The following is a 15,954-nucleotide window of genomic DNA, read 5'->3' as shown; positions in this document are numbered from 1 at the left end:
CCGATCGCGGCGGTGACGCTAGTCGACACCCTCCGTGATGATCAAGGCCTCGTCGACCACAGTGCGGGCGGTCGTCGGCCAATCGTGCAACGCAGCGACCTCCCGGTCGGCGAAGTCGACGGCCGCGGCGACGCCGGCGACGTCTCCCCGCACGACCACACTGGGAGGGGGCAGGGCAGGCGGCGTCACCTCGATGCCGAGTCCTCGCAGCGCCCGACCGAGCGCCGCCGACGGAAACGCGTCGCGCTCGATTCGGCACCGTTCGATCGCCTCGCCCCGCCCGACCCCGGTCGCAGTGGCCAGCGCCGCGGCAGCGAGCGCTCCGAGGTGTCCGGCCTCGGTCGCGAGGGTCGACAGGCGCTCGATCGCTCGTTTCGCCTCGCTCCCGCCGATCCGGAGTTGCGCCTCGGCGAGTTCGACCTGCACTTCCGCGGCGCCGTCGAACTGGCCCAGCACGACGCCGAGCAGATCCACCGCGACCTCCGGCGCACCATCGTCGAGATGGGCGACGGCAAGTGCATGGAACGCGTCGGCGACGAGGTCGTTGTTGGCGACACGACTGCCCACCGCGATCGCCCGCAGGGCCAGGTCGACGCGGCCGTTCGGGACGAGCCGGGACAAGAGCGCGAGTGTCTCGCCGACGGCGTTCGGATCCTGGAGTTCGATGGCGTCGTACAGGCGCTCCTCGGCGACCTCCCGGGCTCCCTCGGTGTCGCCGAGCGCGAGCCGGACCACGATCTCGTTCCCACGAACGAATCGCACCAGCGCCCGCGCGTGCCCCGCCCGCTCGAGAAGGTCACGCGCCCGTTCCATCCAGTCGAAGGTCGCTGCGAGATCGCGACGCTCGAAGGCGAGACCGGCCAGGTCAGCAGCGTTCATCCCTGCATTGACGAGGTCACCCTGCTCGACGAAACCGTCGAACTGGCGCTCGTACTCGATCGCCGCCTCCTCGATCTCGCCACGCATCCAGAGCAGCGGCACGAGGAACTCGAGCGGAGCCGCCGCCGGATGTTCGCCTCCCAGGGACCGCCGTAGCCGGTCGAGCAGTGCCTCGACCTCCTCCGCCCGGGCCACGTCACCGAGCATCGTGGCCAGATCGGCCTTGGTCTCCATGACCACGCGGAGCCCGACCCAGTCGCCGCTCGCCTCGGTGTCGGCGATCAACGGCTCGAGCACGTCGAAGCCCTCGCTCGGCTCGCCGAGTCCGACGAGGACGCGGGCGAGCGTCGCCTGGGCGCCCACTCGAGCCTCGACGGGAAGGTGTTCGACCGCTGACCGCAGGTGGTCACGAGCGTCGACGAGCGCACCCGCGACGAACTCGACCTCGCCGAGCGCCAACTCGATCTCACCGAACACTGCGCCGTCGAGCAACGGGAGCAACGCGGTGTACCAGGTGCGCGAAACCTCGTGGGCATACTGCGCCGCCGCTGCGTCGCCGGCGAGCCGGAAGTACTTCCGTTGGCGATCGGTGTCGTTCGTCGATGCCGTGTGACGGGCAAGAGCGTCGACGTCGTCGCTCCCCGTCGCCTCGAGCCGCTCGACGACGTGCAGGTGCAGTTCACCGCGCAGGCCGAAACTGAGCCGATCGTACGCGGCCTCGCCGAGTAGAGAGTGGGCGAACCGATGGGAGCCGAGCCCGACGACGACACCCTGATCACGCAGGATCTCGACACCGCCGAGAATCTGTGCGGACCCCGGGCGTCCGCCGAACGCGCCGACCAGATCGTCCACGGTGAACGAGCTCCCGAACACTGCCGCGTAGCTCGCCGCGACCGCGGCCGGTTCGGGCAGGGAATCGAGGCGGGCGAGCAGGAGATCGGTGAGCGTGACCGGCAACGCGCCCTCGGACGGGAGGGCCGGAGCATCCGGCGCGACACCCGCCGCGTGAGCGAACGAGACGAGCTGCTCGCAGAACAGCGGGTTGCCTGCCGATCGTTCGACGAGATCGCGAGCCACGGCCGCCGACGGCGGCGATCCGAGCAGGTCCGTCCACAACTCGGCGGCCAACTCCGCCATCGCGCCAGGTCCGAGAGGCCCGAGAGCGATCATGCGGACGCCGGCATCGTCGCCCAGCTCCTCGATCTGAGGCTCCGGTCGGCTGGTGGCGAGAACGGTCACGTTCGCGCCGGGCAGCCGACCCACCATCCGCACGAGAAGGTCCAGTGACGAGTCGTCGACCCAGTGGAGGTCCTCGATCAGGATCGGCCGTTGTTCCGGCCGGGACCGCAACACCTCGACCAGGAACCCGGCGAGGACCTCGGCACGATCGTCGGCATCCAGCGAGGCGAACGACGAGTCGAGCGCCACCGAACGACCGAGGAGGAACCCGGCGAGCGGGACACGCGGATCGGCTCCGAACGTCTGCTCCAGCGCCGCGAGCACCTCCGACGGTTCGACGCCGACCACCGCGGGCAACAACTGCCGCCACAGTGCGAACGGTCGACTGCGGTCACCGGGTTCCATCGGGAGAATCAGCGGATGGGTCGTCGACTCGCTCACGACGTGGTGCAGCAGGCGGCTCTTCCCCGCCCCGGCGTCCGCGACCACGACAGCCATCCCTGATCGGGCCAACACCTCGAGCAGCACACCTGCTTCGGCATCACGGCCGACGAACGCACCGCGGTCGGCGCCGTCGAACTCGGTGGCCGAGACCTCACCGACCACCGCAGTGGGTTCCGGTTCGGCCTTCCCCTTCAGCACCAACGAGCGCTGATCGACCACGACCACCCCGGCACCGGCGCCGTCGAGCGTCGGGTGGTCGACCAGGATCTCCGACGAGCCGGCCGCCTGCATCAGCCTCGCAGCCGTGTTCACGCTGTCACCGACGAGCGAGTAGTCCCAGCGCGCGTCGCTGCCGACGCGCCCTGCGTAGGCCCGACCCGACGTGATCCCGATGCTCGCCCCCGGCAGGAGATCCCGAATCTCGAGCGCTGCGACCAGGGCGCGCCGCTGACGGTCGGCGACGGCGGTGGGCACCCCGAACAGGGCGAGGGCGACCGCTCCCTTGTCCCCCTCGGTCGCCGACGAGAGGTAGCCGCCGTGGGCGCCGAGGATCTCCTGCAGGCCGGCCAACGTCGCCCGATCGTGGGCGGGCTGGGGCATCCGCACGAACATCGAGGTGACCGGCCGATGCTGATCGAGGAACCCGGCATCGCCGGAACGGGCAAGGCGCGCGACCCGTGGTGGCTGGTGGTCGAGTGATCGTCGCCCGACAAGCGGGTGCACGGTCGCCGCCCGAAGGCTCGGGGCCGAGGTCGAGGCGACCAGCGCGAACTCGGGGGCAAGCACCGTGGTGTCCGTCATCTGGCCCGCTACTGCGTCGAGCACGGTCTGATGGACCACGAGGTCGCCGGGGTCGGCGAAGTGCTCGGCATCGGCCGCACGATCGATCGCCTCCCCGGCGAACCAACTCAGCTTCTGATCACCGACGACCGTGCACCAGCGCACGGGGCCTGCGGCTGCACCGATCTTCACCGCCATGGTGAGGTCACCGGCTGCCGTGGCGACGGGCGTCATTCCCATGATCACGCGAGACACTTCGAGCAGCGCCTCCACCGCGTCTCCATCTGGAGTCGTCGAACGGTCGAACAGCACGCCGATCGCGTCGCCGGCGAACCAGCCGACCTCTCCACCGACGCGATGCACGATGTCGATCGCAGGGGTGAAGAGCGCGTTGATCAGCTCTCCCAGCTCCTCCGTGCCCCGCGCGCCGAGCCGACCGAGTCGTTCGGTCGCGGCGGTGAACCCCGCGAGATCGACGAAACCCACCACGGCGTCGAACGCTGCCGGCGTCGCCTCGTCGTCGACCAACTCGATCTCCACACCGGTGACACTAGGCAGCGGCGCCGATCTGGGAGGAACGGGGTGGCCGATCTCGCGCCGAGACGATCGTTCACTCGTTCACAATCCACCACTGCCCGAGGTCGGCCTTGACCTTTCGGACACACGGCGCGACGGTGACCATCGTCACACGCAATTGTGACCTGAAGAAAGGACGGCGCACCTACTGCACGGAGCACTCCGACACGGAGCCGTGCCCGGACACGCCACACGAACCCACGCGCAACAGTGAACGGAACCGCTCCCACGAGCTTCTCGCGCCCGACACACCTCCACGGAGGTGCGAGGAGAAGCGTCCGAGAGAGAAGATTCCAGACACGAGAGCGTGGCGAGGACCTTGCTTCACGAACGAGGCGCCCCCGCCCCGGGCGCCTCGTTCGACGTTTTCGGCCGTCCGGATCAGTTGTAGTTCAGCCGGGCCCGGTACCAGTTGTCGCGCAGGTGGGTGTAGTGGCAGGTGTGCTGGTCCTCCGGCAACGGCGTGGTCGAGTACGCGTATCCCGACTTCCAGAAACCCAGCGCCCCGGTCACGAAGAAGACCGCGCCGTCGTCGCAGGAAGTCGGCCGAATGCTCCACACCGGCACGAGGCCGATGAACTGGGCTCCCTGTTCACGCGGAGCAGCCTCGCTCAACACCGCCTCTGCCTCCGCCGACATCGCCGATTCGCTCAGCGTGAACGCGATCGAGGGGTCCATCGATCGGGCTGCGACCAGCACGACGAGTCCGATGGCCGGCAGCACGATTTCACGCGACTCGCCCCGCCGCCAGGACCGAACGAGGAGCACGAACCACGCGATCGCTACCGCGACCGTGAGCGGGACGAAGCCCGGCTCGCCCGCGCTGTAGATCGACACCGGGATCAGCGCCGCGAGCCAGGGCCAATCAGGAAGGAGGTGCGTCACTGCCGCCATGCCGCAGCGGCGCGGAGATGGTGGTGCAGGACCGGCCACAGTTCCTCGATCAGGGCGTCGGGAACCTCGTGTCCGAGACCCTCCACCTCCACCAGGACGGCGCCATCGATGCCGGTCGCCAGGGCCCGCCCGTGCGCCGGGGGGAACACGGGATCTGCCGTTCCGTGCACGACGAGGGTGGGCACGGTGATCGCCTCGAGCCGCTCGAGGCGGCCCGGGCTCGCATGGACCGCCACGCCATGCCCGGTCTCGGGAACCCATCCGGTCATCAGCTCGGCCTTGGCCAGGGCGATCTGCCGTTCCCGATCGAGCGGGTACAACGAGCCGCTCAGGAACTCGTCGAGCTCGACCAGCCACTCGATGCGACCGGCTTCGTCCTTCGGTGGGCCGGCGAACAGGCGGGTCGTCATCGCCTCGACGAAGCCGTCGTCGGGCCCACCGAGCCGCTCGTCGCCCGGCGCCGGACTCGATCCGAAGATCGTCAGCGAACGGACTCGCTCCGGATGATCGATGCCCAGCAACTGGCCGATCATCCCGCCCATCGAACGACCGATGACATGGGCATCGACGATCTCGAGTTCATCAAGGAGCGAGACCACGTCGGCCGTGAGGTCGTCGAGGAGATACGCGTCGTTCGGCCCGAACCGGGTCGAGCGTCCGCAGTCGCGATGATCGAAGCGGATCACCCGGTGGCCGTCGGCGACGAGTCGGTCGACGATGGCCGGCGTCCACCGGAACCCCGGCGAGTCCGCACCGGCGATGAGCACGACCGGATCACCCGCCGTCGGGCCCTGCTCGTCGACCCAGAGCTGGACCTCGCCGATGTCGACGAGACGGCCTCGCAGGGCGTCGGCATTCTCGGGTACCGCTGCCGCGTCCGTCATGGAGCTGGACGGTACCCTCAGCAGCCGTGATGCAAAAGATCGGCGCCCAGTTCGCCCGCGGATTCCTGATGGGAGCTGCCGACGTGGTGCCGGGGGTCTCCGGCGGCACGATCGCACTGGTCGTCGGGATCTACCAGAAGCTGATCGACTCGATCCGAGACGGCGCTCGGGCTCTGGGGACCCTGCTGAAGGGCGACGTCCGAGGCTTCTGGACCCGCATCAAGGAGCTCGACTTCCTCTTCCTCCTGCCGCTCGGCGCCGGGATCGGCACCGCCGTCGTCGCGCTCGCCTCGGTGATCGAGACGCAGCTGCACGACAATCCCGAGAACATGGCCGGCCTGTTCTTCGGCCTCGTGGCCGCCTCGGTCGTGGTGGCGCTCGGCCTGCTGACCGAACGCACGCCACAGGGGTGGGTGCTGATGGCCGGCGTCGCCGTCGTCGTGTTCGCACTCCTCGGCTTCCAGCAGGGCCCGATCGCCGATCCCTCGCCGTTGCTGTTCCTCGGCGCCGGCTCTCTGGCCATCTGCGCCATGATCCTGCCCGGCATCTCCGGGTCGTTCATCCTGCTCATGATCGGGATGTACGCCGCCGTCATCAACACCATCGACGAGCGCAACTTCGCCAATGCCGCTCTGGTCGCGATCGGCTGTGTGATCGGGCTCGCCCTGTTCTCGTCGGTCCTCGGCTGGGTGATGGAACGGGCGTTCAACACCGTGATGGCGGCGCTGATCGGGCTGATGATCGGCTCGCTGCGAGTGCTGTGGCCCTGGCCCCACGGGGTGGGCGTGATCTCGGAGGATCAGACCCAGGTGATCGACGGCACCGGGCTCGAGTGGCCGGCCGCCGACGAGTGGTTCCAACCGGTTGCGCTCGCCGCCGTGGCGATGGTCGCGGTCCTCGCCATCGCCCGCTTGGGCAAGCGCTACTCACACTAGGCGTCATCAACCGAGGAATCGAGACGCGTCCAACCCGGCCGCGACCCACCGAACCAGCCGCGACGTTCGATGTTCGCGCGACCGTCCTGCACCGGCCACGCCACCGTCAGTTCCCCCAGAATCTCCGGGTCCCCGCCCCGTAGCGGGTGTCTGACACCCGCTACGGAACGACGACGGGTGCCGGTGGCTTCGATCTCGTAGGCGCGGTCGGCGATCAGGACATCGCCGTGGACCCGCACCTCGATGGCGAAGGAACTCGCATCACCGTCGGGCGCGGCGACGGTGTCGAGGTCGAGATCGAAGCCGAGTGGGACACGGTCACCGAACGACGACGGGGTCACTACCTCGGCCGCGGGGATCGCCAACCCGAAGGCCTCGAGCCCGATGGTCCAGTGGTCGAGCGGCTCCTCGCAGCAGACCTCGACCCACACGCCCGGTGCGCGGAACTCGAACGCACCGGTCGCCAGCGGAAGGTCGTAGTCGAGGACCGTGACGGGATCCTCTCCGGGGCGCAGCACCGAGGCGAGGAACCGCGTGGCGCCCGCCGGCCGACGGATGTCGAGCCGCAACAGGCCAGCGAGGGAGAGATCCGTCGCCACGAACTCGAGATCGAACACGTCGACATCGGCATCGGCGGGTCGGTCTCGATCATCGTCCTCGGTCACGTACATCTCCCCAGGGTGGCAGACCGAACGCGCCCGGGCAGGCTGGCGCGGTGAGTGAGACGACCCCCGACTTCGATGCCGACACGACCGTCACCGCCCTCGGCGATCATCGCTACGGCACCACCCTGCTCGACCGGTGGAACGTGGTCGCCGGCCCGAATGGTGGGTACCTGGCCGCGCTGATCGCCCGCGCGATGACCACGTCGGTCGACGACCCCGCCCGTGGCCTGCGGTCGATCACGACCCACTATCTCGCCCGCCCCGATTTCGCCGACGTGGAGATCGCCGTCGACGTGCTCCGTCAGGGCCGATCCGTGTCGAGTGTGCAGGCGACGATGACACAGCGCGATCGGGTCGTCTGCTCCTCGATCGCCGCGTTCTCGGTCCCGTGGGAATCGACCGAGACATGGTCACACCCGCTGTCGGCGCACGCCGACGACGATGAACTCGCGTTCGACCGGGAACCCCCACCGGTCCATCACAACTGGTCGGGTCGCCCGATCGTCGATGCCCCCTTCTTCAGCGGCGAGGGATCGCCCCGCATCGGGCAGTGGATCCGAGCCGCGAAGCCGCGACCGCTCGATGCGATCGAACTGGTCGCCATCGCCGATGCCATCCCACCTGCGGGCTTTCCCCGGTTCACCCGCCCCGCCGCGATGCCGACGATCGACCTGACGGTCCACATCCGCGCCTCGCTGCCGCTGGTCGACCCGCCCGACGACGACCGGGTCTACGCCGAGTGCAACACGCACCACGTCGCCGACGGGTTCGCCGACGAGGACTGCCACATCTGGGCGGCCGACGGCCGGCTGCTCGCCCAGTCACGCCAACTGGCCATCACCCGCTGACCCGCCCGTAGAATTTCGCCGATGCAGTTCGCCCGCCGTTCTCTCCAGGTGCTCGCCCTCGGCCTGGTCTCGCTCTCTCTCCTCGGATGCGCCGCCGATGACCCCCTCGAGTTCGCGGTGACCGTCCAGGACGACACCACGACCCCAACCGCATCGACCGAAGCCGACGGCGAGACCGTCGATGTCGCCGAGGACAGTGTGTTCCCGCCGGTCAACCCCGACGTCTCGCGGCCATCGACCATCGTCGATCTCCGTGGCCAGGAAACCGTCGAGATCGAGATCCGCGACAACGTGTTCGAGGAACGCTTCTTCCGGGTCGATCCCGGGACCCAGATCGTCTTCGTCAACCGTGGCGCCAACACCCACGACGTCACCGCCGCGGCCGAGGGGGCATTCCCGAAGATCACCAAGGAAGCCCTGCTCGAGGCACCCCAGGCGCTGATCCTGACGGCCGAGGGGGACTACCCCTTCTACTGCTCGATCCACGGCACGGCGACCCGCGGGCAGACCGGCTTCGTCGTCGTCGGCGGGGGCTGAGTCGAGGTCATCGCCGAAACCTGCGGTTTACAGCGTAAAGCTCTAGCATCGGCGACCATGAAGCGACGCGCACTTGTACAGCTGATCAGCCTGCTCGCCCTGCTCGGCCTGGTTGCCGCAGCCTGCGGCGACGACGGCGACACGGCCACCGACACGACCGACTCGACGACCACCACATCCGAGGCCCCCGACGACCCGGTCGACTCGACCACGACGGCCGGGGCTCCCGAGCTCGGCTACACGATCCGCAGCGTGCCCGGCGACTACGCCACCATCCAGGACGCCGTCGACGCCGCCGAGCCGGGCGACCTGGTCCTCATCGACGAGGGCGTCTACAACGAGGCGGTCATCGTCCAGACCGACAACATCGTGATCCGCGGCATGGATCGCAACGGCGTGATCCTCGACGGCGAACACGGCGAGGAGAACGGCATCATCGTCTTCTCGAACGGTGTGGCCATCGAGAACCTGACCGTGCGCAACTACACCGGCAACGGCCTCTTCTGGACCGGCGACTACGGCAGCGACATCTTCGTCGAGGGCTATCGCGCCTCCTACGTGACCGCCCACAACATCGGCGTCTACGGCATGTACGCCTTCAACGCCGTCGACGGCCAGATCGACAACGCCTACGCCGGCGCGAGTGATGACTCCGGCTTCTACATCGGCCAGTGCAACCCCTGCAACGCCCTGCTCTACAAGGTCGAGGGAGAGAACAGCCAGCTCGGCTACTCGGGTACGAACTCGACGGGCACCACCGTGGCCGCGTCGTGGTTCCACGACAACATGATCGGTGTGGTCCCCAACAGCCAGGACGGCGAAGAACTCGCTCCCAATGCCGGCACCGTCATCGTCGGCAACCTCATCGAGAACAACAACAACCCTGAGGTGCCCTCCCGCAACACCGGGTTCCAGCTCGGCCTGGGTTCAGGCGTCGTCCTCGCCGGTGTCACCAACAACATCGTCGAGCGCAACACCATCGTCGGCAACAACCGAGCCGGTGTGATCGCCATCGACTGGATCGACGCGATCTTCGCCAGCGGCAACGGTCGTGACTTCCCGGCGATGGACAACATCGTGCGCGACAACATCATCAGCGGTTCGACCCTCGATGCCGAGATCCTCGTGGCCCTCAACGACATCGAGAACGGTGCGCAGGGCAACTGCTTCAGCAACAACGAGATCGCGGGCGGCACGAACCCGGTCGATGCCCAGACGGTGCTCCCGTGCGACGGGCCGGACACCGCCGTGCTCACGTCACTCGACGAGCTGATCGCCCTCTTCAATCTCGCACCGTTCGAGCCGGTCGACTATCGCGATGTTCCGGCTCCCGAGCTGAACTTCGAGAACATGCCCGGCGATCCGGCGACGGACCCGCCCCGGCCGGCCATCGACGTGCCGATGCAGATCGACCTCGACGCGTTGACCCCGCCCGACCCGAGCAGCTGATTCAGCGCCCCTCCCGTCAGAGCGACTCGAGGAACCGCACGAGGGCTGCCCGGTCGGCAGCCGACAACGCACGGTAGGCCGCCGCACTCGCGGCGGCCTCGCCGTCGTGCCACAGGATCGCTTCCTCGTAGCCACGGGCCCGGCCGTCGTGCAGCAGGGTGGTGTGACCGCTCACCGTGTCGAGCAGGCCGATGCCCCACAGCGGGGGCGTGCGCCACTCCGTCGGCACGGGCGTGCCGTCGAGGGATTGATCACCGAGGCCGAGACCGAGATCGTGCAGGAGTAGATCCGTGTAGGGCTGGATGACCTGGTTGCTCAGGCCCTGGATAGGCCCTTCACGGGTGGTGAACGGTCCGGCGTGGCACGACGTGCAACCGGTGGTGCCGAAGAGCTCGTAGCCCCGCTCCACCTCGGGGTCGCCGAGGTCGCGGGGTGCCGGCACCGCCAGCGTCTGGGTGTAGATCGCCAGGTCGAGCAACTGCTCGTCGGTGACCTCTCCGCCGGCCGGCTCCTGCACGCCGAAGTTCGGGTCGCCGTATTCCTCGACGTTGTATTCCGTGGAGAGCGGCATCCCCACGCGCACGCACGGCGCCCACGCGTCGCAGTCAGCGGTCGGGAAGTAGCGCGAGGTGAGGCCCATGTCGTGGAAGAGCGCGGTGGCGCTCTGCTGTTCGACGGTCGGCTGACCGGCCGTCCATCCGAATCGGCCGACGGCCGGTTCGTCGCGCAGGAGGTCGGTGGCCGTACCGAGGCGGCCGGAGATGCCGTCGCCGTCGAGGTCGTCGGGGTCGGCCAACGCGGCGAGCTCGGAGTCGGGAATCAGCTCGAGCAATCCCATCCCGGGCAGCTGTGGCGCGACCCGGATCCCGATGACCGCGTCGGCCGGCAACGACCCCTCGCCGGTGAGGTCGACCGAATAGACCGGCCGTCGCAGCGTGTAGGGCGTGCCATCGTCGAACTCACCGACGACCTCTTCGTAGCGAACCGAGGTCACCGCCTCGCCGGGGCCGTCCTCGGAGCGGGCCGACAAGACGGCGCCGAACTCGTTGATCGCGGCCGGGTCGTCGGTGAGGAGCTTCACCGTGAGTCCCATCGGCAGGACGCCATCGGCCGCCGGACCCGGCGACCGACCGTCGTCGAGGTGGCACGACGAGCACGCGGTGGCGTCGAAGTTCGGCCCGAGCCCACCGAACCCCTGCGGGCCGACGGGGGTCCAGTCGACCTCGAAGATCACCTTGCCGTCGGCGAAGACCTGCCGTTCGTAGTGGTTGATGTTGCGCGACGTGAGACTGTAGGCCCGCTCGGTGGCGTCGAAGGCCGTCCCGTTGCCGCCGGTGCGGATGGTTCGCAGGCCATCGGGGCCGGGCACGACGGCACCCACGGCGACCGACGACTCGGAGCCGCCGTCGTCGCCGCACGCGAGGAGTACGAGGGCGAGTCCGACGACGGCGGCAAGGGTCTTCACGGTGCGCACGGGGTCAGCTCCTCTCTGGGTCGGGCTCGCGGGGAATGCTGACGATGAGGGTACCGACCAGGCGGTCGTGCAGACCCCTCCCGTCGGCCGCGATGGCGACGCTGATGAGCAGGACGAGGGGCACGACGAAACCGAACGCGCCGAAGAAGACGACCGGTAGATACAGCACCGCGGCCCGACCGAGAGCCATCAACCACGGCGGCCCCGCCGCACTCGTGCGCCGGACTCGGAGCCCCAACAACGCCTTGCCGGGCGTGGCCCCCCACGCGACCGCCGGCACGATCTCGTAGACGACGACGAGCAACAGCAACAGGATGATCGGCCGCGCCGAGTCCAGCACGAGCCGCGCCGACCGGCGACCGAGCGGATCGCCCCCGAGGAGGCGTTGATCGATCTCCACGAGCACGAAGACCAACAACCAGGTGAACACCACGATGTCGACCACCCGGGCGGCGATGCGCCATCCGAGGTCCGCGGGGCGCTCGCTCGTCTGCAAGAACCCGAGGCTACGAGCAGAGCCTCTAGCCTGCCTACGTGGCTGCATTCGCATCTCAGGAGTGGATCGACGACCTCACCCGCGCTGCGGCCGGGGCCACGATCGACGCCGACATCCGGCTCACCATCGAACAGCGCATCACCGGCCCCTCGCCCATCTCGTGGCACGTTGCGTTCGCCGACGGCGTCGCCCGGGTCGCGGCCGGGCCTGCAGCCGACCCGTCGGTCACGCTGACCAGTTCGTTCGAGACCGCGGCAGCGATCCACGCCGGTCGCCTTTCGGCCCAACGCGCCTTTCTCGACGGTGCGTTGAGGATCGGCGGCGATCTCGACGTGCTCATCTCGCACCGTGGCGCCCTCGACGAGATCGCGGAACTGCTCGGCGCTGCTATTTGAGGAACTTGCTCGTCGTGTTGTCGGCGAGCTCTCTCCCGTTCGTCTGACATGTCGGGCAGTAGGCGACCGTGTAGCGCCGGTACTCGACCGATCGCACCTCGTCGTCGCAGTCCCGGCACGGCAACCCGATCCGGTGGTGCACGGCGCTGGGGCGATCGGCCGACCTCCCGATGTCGTCGAGCGAGCGCTCGAACTCGAGGTGGCGCGCGATCACCTCGTTCATGCTCGCCTCCAAGCGATCGATGTCGGCATCGGCCAGCTTCTTCGTCATGGCGAACGGCGAGAGCTTGGCGTGGAAGAGGATCTCGTTCGACAGCAGCCGCCCGATGCCGGCGATGCGCCGTTGGTCGCGCAGGAAGCCGTGCACCCGGGTGTTCTCCGAGTGCAGCGCGACGACGAGTTGCTCGCGGCTGATCGTGTCGGCGTCGGGCCCGAGATGGTCGACCGGCTGCTGGACGTCGGGGTCTCCCTCCACCAGCCACACCCCGGCCTTGTGCTCGGTCCCCGCTTCGGTGAGCAGGAGCGCACCGCCGTCGGCGAACTCCCAGCGGGCCATACCACCGCGGGGCTTCTTCGCCTTCTTCGCGTCGGGCCGCAGTCGCCCGCCCTGCATGAGATGGACGACGAACGTCAGCTGCTCGCCGAAACGCAGGTAGAGGTACTTGCCCCGATTCCCCGTGCCGGTGAGCATGAGCCCGTAGGCCTCCTCGGGCCGAGGCGCATAGGTCTTGAGCGCAGTGAGATGCAGCGGGCGGAACCCCACGAGCTCCGCGCCCATCCAGTTCTCGGCGAGTCGTTCGGCATGCGCCTTGATCTCCGGCAACTCCGGCATGCGAGCCAGGCTATGCGTCGCCGACGGGTTCTGCCTGCAGCAGAATCGGCTCCGGGGGCGGTCGCGAGCCGCCACACTCGGCCCATGAACCACACACTCCCGTCCGGGCCGAACGTGGGCGATCGTCTCATGGAGCAGCGCATCATCGTGCTCGGCGAAGCAGTCGACGACGCCAGCGCCAACCGCGTGGTCGCCCAGCTCCTCGTTCTGGCCGACGACGACCCCGCCAGCGACATCTGCCTGCACATCAACTCACCGGGAGGCTCCGTCCTGGCCGGCCTCGCGATCTACGACACGATGCAGCTCGTCCCCAACGACGTGGCCACCGTGGCGGTCGGCTTCGCGGCGAGCATGGGACAGATCCTGCTCTGCGCCGGCGCGCCCGGGAAGCGCTACGCACTTCCGAACGCCCAGGTCGTGATGCATGAAGGGTCGGCCGGTCTGGGCGGGTCGGCGGCCGACGTGGAGATCCAGGCGGCCAATCTCGAAGCGACGCTCGAGCGGATGCGGCGCATCATCTCCCGCCACACGGGCCACCCCCTCGACCGGGTGGTCGAGGACGTCGGCCGTGACCGCTGGTTCACCGCCGAAGAGGCCCGCGACTACGGCTTCGTCGACCATGTCGTGACGACGCTCGCCGAGATCGTGCCCGCCCGGCCGACCCGGCGCGTCGGACTCGTCGGGAGTGGCCGATGACCTCCTACACGATCCCCACCGTCGTCGAGTCGACGGCTCGGGGCGAGCGCGTGTCCGACATCTACAGCCGTCTCCTCTCGGAGCGCATCGTCTTCGTCGGCACCCCGATCGATGATGGCGTCGCCAATGTGATCGTCGCCCAGCTCCTCCATCTCGCAGCCGACAACGCCACCGCCGACATCAACCTCTATCTCAACTCACCGGGCGGGTCGTTCAGCGCCATGATGGCGATCTACGACACCATGCAGTTCGTCGCCTGCGATGTGGCGACGCTCTGCGTGGGCCAGGCCACATCGACAGCTGCCATCCTCCTCGCCGCCGGCGCGCCGGGCAAGCGGGCACTGTTGCCGCACGCCCGGGTGCTGCTCCACCAGCCCCACGCCGAGGGCAGCCGCGGATCGCTGAGCGATCTCGCGCTGGAGGCGGCCGAGTTGGCCCGCGTGCGGGCCGAGGCCGAGGGGCTGCTCGCCCACCACACCGGACGCTCGGCCGACGATGTCCGCGCCGACACCGATCGGGCCCTGGTCCTCGCCGGCGAAGCGGCGGTCGCGTATGGGATCGCCGACCGGGTCCTCGTCGGTTCAGGCGGCGAGCATGACCGGACCGCGGTGCTGCGCCCGCGGGCGTAGCCGCCGAGTCGAACGGTCGAGCAACTCGCCGAGATCGATCCCCAACTCCTGGTGGATCGCGTGCAGCACGTCGGAGGAGACCTCCTTGCGGCCTCGCTCGACCTCGGAGAGGTACTGCACCGAGACCGCCGCGGCATCGGCGACGTCGGCGAGCGTGCGCCCCTGACGATGCCGTTCCTCCCGCAGCACCTCGCCGATCACGTCACGCAGGCGCGTGGTGCGATCGCCACCGGGGAACTCGAGGATGTCGGCGTCGTGACGCGGCGCGGCTTCGGGTTCGTTCGCGGCACTCGACGAGTCGGCCATGGAACCCGATGCTAACGCTGCGAGCGGGCGGGATTCAGATCAGACCGAGCTCGCGCACCGTGTCGCGCTCTTCGGCGAGCTCGGCGACGGTGGCGTCGATCCGGCTCTGGGAGAACTCGTCGATGTCGAGCCCCTGCACGATCGAGTACTCGCCGCCGCTGCAGGTGACCGGGAACGACGACATGAGTCCCTCCGGCACGCCATAGCTGCCGTCGGACGGGATCGCCATCGAGACCCAATCGTTCGCTGCGGACCCGAGCACCCAGTCGTGGACGTGATCGACGGCGGCCGACGCGGCGGACGCCGCCGACGACAATCCACGGGCCTCGATGATGGCCGCGCCGCGCTGCTGCACGGTCGGGATGAAGGTGTTCTCGAGCCAGTCCTGGTCGCCCACTGCCTCCGCAGCGTTGCTGCCGTTGACGTTGCAGTGGAACAGGTCGGGATACTGGGTGGCCGAGTGGTTGCCCCAGATGGTCATGTTGGTGATGTCGTTGACCGTGACACCGAGCTTCTGGGCGAGCTGCGCCTTGGCCCGGTTGTGGTCGAGGCGGGTCATCGCGGTGAAGCGGGCGTCGGGGATGTCGGGCGCGTTGTTCATCGCGATGAGCGAGTTCGTGTTGGCCGGGTTGCCCACGACGAGGACCTTGATGTCGTCGGCCGCGTTGTCGTTGAGGGCCTTGCCCTGGACGGTGAAGATGGCGCCGTTGGCCTCGAGCAGGTCCTTGCGCTCCATGCCCTTGGAACGGGGCCGCGAACCGACGAGCATGGCGATGTTGGCGCCGTCGAACGCAGCGTTCGGGTCGTCGCTCTGGGTGATGCCGGCCAGCAGCGGGAAGGCCCCGTCGTCGAGCTCCATGGCAACGCCCTCGAGTGCACCCATGGCGGGCGGGATCTCGAGCAGCTGGAGAATGACCGGCTGATCGGGGCCGAGCATCGAGCCACTGGCGATGCGGAAGAGGAGGCTGTAGCCGATCTGACCGGCGGCGCCGGTGACGGCGACGCGAACGGGCTCGTTCATGATTTTTCTCCGAAGGCGATGGTACGCAAACCGTC

At 68.8% G+C, this 15,954-nt stretch carries 16 protein-coding genes; 7 read left to right on the top strand and 9 right to left on the bottom strand.

All coding sequences use genetic code 11. From position 1 onward, the window contains the following. Window positions 1–18 precede the first annotated feature (18 nt). From R2707_12765 to R2707_12755, 3 genes are all read right to left on the bottom strand, one after another. On the bottom strand, window positions 19–3,822 hold the full coding sequence (locus R2707_12765; GenBank protein ID MEZ5245963.1) for an AAA family ATPase: 3,804 nt from the start codon (window positions 3,820–3,822) through the stop codon (window positions 19–21). Between the two features lie 417 nt (window positions 3,823–4,239). Beyond that, window positions 4,240–4,752 carry a hypothetical protein gene (locus R2707_12760; GenBank protein MEZ5245962.1) on the bottom strand — a complete coding sequence of 171 codons (513 nt, stop codon included), beginning with the start codon at window positions 4,750–4,752 and terminating at the stop codon, window positions 4,240–4,242. Then, window positions 4,740–5,636: an alpha/beta hydrolase gene (locus tag R2707_12755; GenBank protein ID MEZ5245961.1), complete on the bottom strand. Its 897-nt coding sequence runs from the start codon at window positions 5,634–5,636 to the stop codon at window positions 4,740–4,742. Before R2707_12755 ends, R2707_12760 begins: the two co-directional genes overlap by 13 nt. Window positions 5,637–5,665: 29 nt before the next feature. On the opposite strand from R2707_12755, the gene R2707_12750 reads away from it, so the two are divergent. Further along, entirely contained in the window at window positions 5,666–6,571 is a 906-nt protein-coding gene (locus R2707_12750) for a DUF368 domain-containing protein (protein MEZ5245960.1), read from the top strand. On the opposite strand, the gene R2707_12745 is transcribed toward R2707_12750, so the two are convergent. Continuing rightward, complete coding sequence (locus tag R2707_12745) at window positions 6,568–7,242, bottom strand: hypothetical protein (GenBank protein MEZ5245959.1); 675 nt, start codon at window positions 7,240–7,242, stop codon at window positions 6,568–6,570. The two genes, R2707_12750 and R2707_12745, sit on opposite strands and share 4 nt — an antisense overlap. Window positions 7,243–7,286: 44 nt before the next feature. Here R2707_12745 and R2707_12740 point away from each other — a divergent pair, with 44 nt between their 5' ends. Genes R2707_12740 through R2707_12730 form a run of 3 tightly spaced genes read left to right on the top strand, consistent with a single transcriptional unit; the run spans window position 7,287 to window position 10,070 of the window. Beyond that, window positions 7,287–8,084 carry a thioesterase family protein gene (locus R2707_12740; GenBank protein MEZ5245958.1) on the top strand — a complete coding sequence of 266 codons (798 nt, stop codon included), beginning with the start codon at window positions 7,287–7,289 and terminating at the stop codon, window positions 8,082–8,084. Window positions 8,085–8,105: 21 nt separating this feature from the next. Continuing rightward, complete coding sequence (locus R2707_12735) at window positions 8,106–8,621, top strand: hypothetical protein (GenBank protein ID MEZ5245957.1); 516 nt, start codon at window positions 8,106–8,108, stop codon at window positions 8,619–8,621. Between the two features lie 57 nt (window positions 8,622–8,678). Further along, on the top strand, window positions 8,679–10,070 hold the full coding sequence (locus R2707_12730; protein MEZ5245956.1) for a hypothetical protein: 1,392 nt from the start codon (window positions 8,679–8,681) through the stop codon (window positions 10,068–10,070). 16 nt (window positions 10,071–10,086) lie between these two features. On the opposite strand, the gene R2707_12725 is transcribed toward R2707_12730, so the two are convergent. After that, on the bottom strand, window positions 10,087–11,544 hold the full coding sequence (locus R2707_12725) for a di-heme oxidoredictase family protein (protein MEZ5245955.1): 1,458 nt from the start codon (window positions 11,542–11,544) through the stop codon (window positions 10,087–10,089). Window positions 11,545–11,548: 4 nt separating this feature from the next. Beyond that, entirely contained in the window at window positions 11,549–12,040 is a 492-nt protein-coding gene (locus R2707_12720) for an RDD family protein (protein MEZ5245954.1), read from the bottom strand. A gap of 38 nt (window positions 12,041–12,078) precedes the next feature. Here R2707_12720 and R2707_12715 point away from each other — a divergent pair, with 38 nt between their 5' ends. Then, window positions 12,079–12,435 carry an SCP2 sterol-binding domain-containing protein gene (locus R2707_12715; GenBank protein MEZ5245953.1) on the top strand — a complete coding sequence of 119 codons (357 nt, stop codon included), beginning with the start codon at window positions 12,079–12,081 and terminating at the stop codon, window positions 12,433–12,435. On the opposite strand, the gene R2707_12710 is transcribed toward R2707_12715, so the two are convergent. After that, window positions 12,428–13,267, bottom strand: coding sequence for a DNA-formamidopyrimidine glycosylase family protein (locus R2707_12710; protein ID MEZ5245952.1), 840 nt, complete (start codon window positions 13,265–13,267; stop codon window positions 12,428–12,430). The two genes, R2707_12715 and R2707_12710, sit on opposite strands and share 8 nt — an antisense overlap. Window positions 13,268–13,351: 84 nt before the next feature. On the opposite strand from R2707_12710, the gene R2707_12705 reads away from it, so the two are divergent. Then, window positions 13,352–13,963: an ATP-dependent Clp protease proteolytic subunit gene (locus tag R2707_12705; protein MEZ5245951.1), complete on the top strand. Its 612-nt coding sequence runs from the start codon at window positions 13,352–13,354 to the stop codon at window positions 13,961–13,963. Next, window positions 13,960–14,592, top strand: coding sequence for an ATP-dependent Clp protease proteolytic subunit (locus R2707_12700; GenBank protein MEZ5245950.1), 633 nt, complete (start codon window positions 13,960–13,962; stop codon window positions 14,590–14,592). Before R2707_12705 ends, R2707_12700 begins: the two co-directional genes overlap by 4 nt. Here the strand turns inward: R2707_12700 and R2707_12695 are convergent. Both R2707_12695 and R2707_12690 read right to left on the bottom strand, forming a co-directional pair. Continuing rightward, window positions 14,545–14,898: a helix-turn-helix transcriptional regulator gene (locus R2707_12695; GenBank protein ID MEZ5245949.1), complete on the bottom strand. Its 354-nt coding sequence runs from the start codon at window positions 14,896–14,898 to the stop codon at window positions 14,545–14,547. The two genes, R2707_12700 and R2707_12695, sit on opposite strands and share 48 nt — an antisense overlap. Window positions 14,899–14,932: 34 nt before the next feature. Continuing rightward, complete coding sequence (locus tag R2707_12690; protein MEZ5245948.1) at window positions 14,933–15,919, bottom strand: malate dehydrogenase; 987 nt, start codon at window positions 15,917–15,919, stop codon at window positions 14,933–14,935. Window positions 15,920–15,954: the final 35 nt, after the last annotated feature.

Source organism: Acidimicrobiales bacterium (genome assembly GCA_041394245.1).
GTDB lineage: Bacteria > Actinomycetota > Acidimicrobiia > Acidimicrobiales > Aldehydirespiratoraceae > JAJRXC01.
The sequence above is the reverse complement of the archived record's forward strand: the minus strand, read 5'-3'. Positions and strand labels throughout refer to the sequence as shown.

Coding starts and splice junctions, on each gene's coding strand:
- R2707_12760 (MEZ5245962.1), bottom strand. CDS start 4,752: ATGGCGGCAGTGACGCACCTCCTTCCTGATTGGCCCTGGCTCGCGGCG.
- R2707_12755 (MEZ5245961.1), bottom strand. CDS start 5,636: ATGACGGACGCGGCAGCGGTACCCGAGAATGCCGACGCCCTGCGAGGC.
- R2707_12750 (MEZ5245960.1), top strand. CDS start 5,666: ATGCAAAAGATCGGCGCCCAGTTCGCCCGCGGATTCCTGATGGGAGCT.
- R2707_12745 (MEZ5245959.1), bottom strand. CDS start 7,242: ATGTACGTGACCGAGGACGATGATCGAGACCGACCCGCCGATGCCGAT.
- R2707_12735 (MEZ5245957.1), top strand. CDS start 8,106: ATGCAGTTCGCCCGCCGTTCTCTCCAGGTGCTCGCCCTCGGCCTGGTC.
- R2707_12730 (MEZ5245956.1), top strand. CDS start 8,679: ATGAAGCGACGCGCACTTGTACAGCTGATCAGCCTGCTCGCCCTGCTC.
- R2707_12710 (MEZ5245952.1), bottom strand. CDS start 13,267: ATGCCGGAGTTGCCGGAGATCAAGGCGCATGCCGAACGACTCGCCGAG.
- R2707_12705 (MEZ5245951.1), top strand. CDS start 13,352: ATGAACCACACACTCCCGTCCGGGCCGAACGTGGGCGATCGTCTCATG.
- R2707_12700 (MEZ5245950.1), top strand. CDS start 13,960: ATGACCTCCTACACGATCCCCACCGTCGTCGAGTCGACGGCTCGGGGC.
- R2707_12695 (MEZ5245949.1), bottom strand. CDS start 14,898: ATGGCCGACTCGTCGAGTGCCGCGAACGAACCCGAAGCCGCGCCGCGT.
- R2707_12690 (MEZ5245948.1), bottom strand. CDS start 15,919: ATGAACGAGCCCGTTCGCGTCGCCGTCACCGGCGCCGCCGGTCAGATC.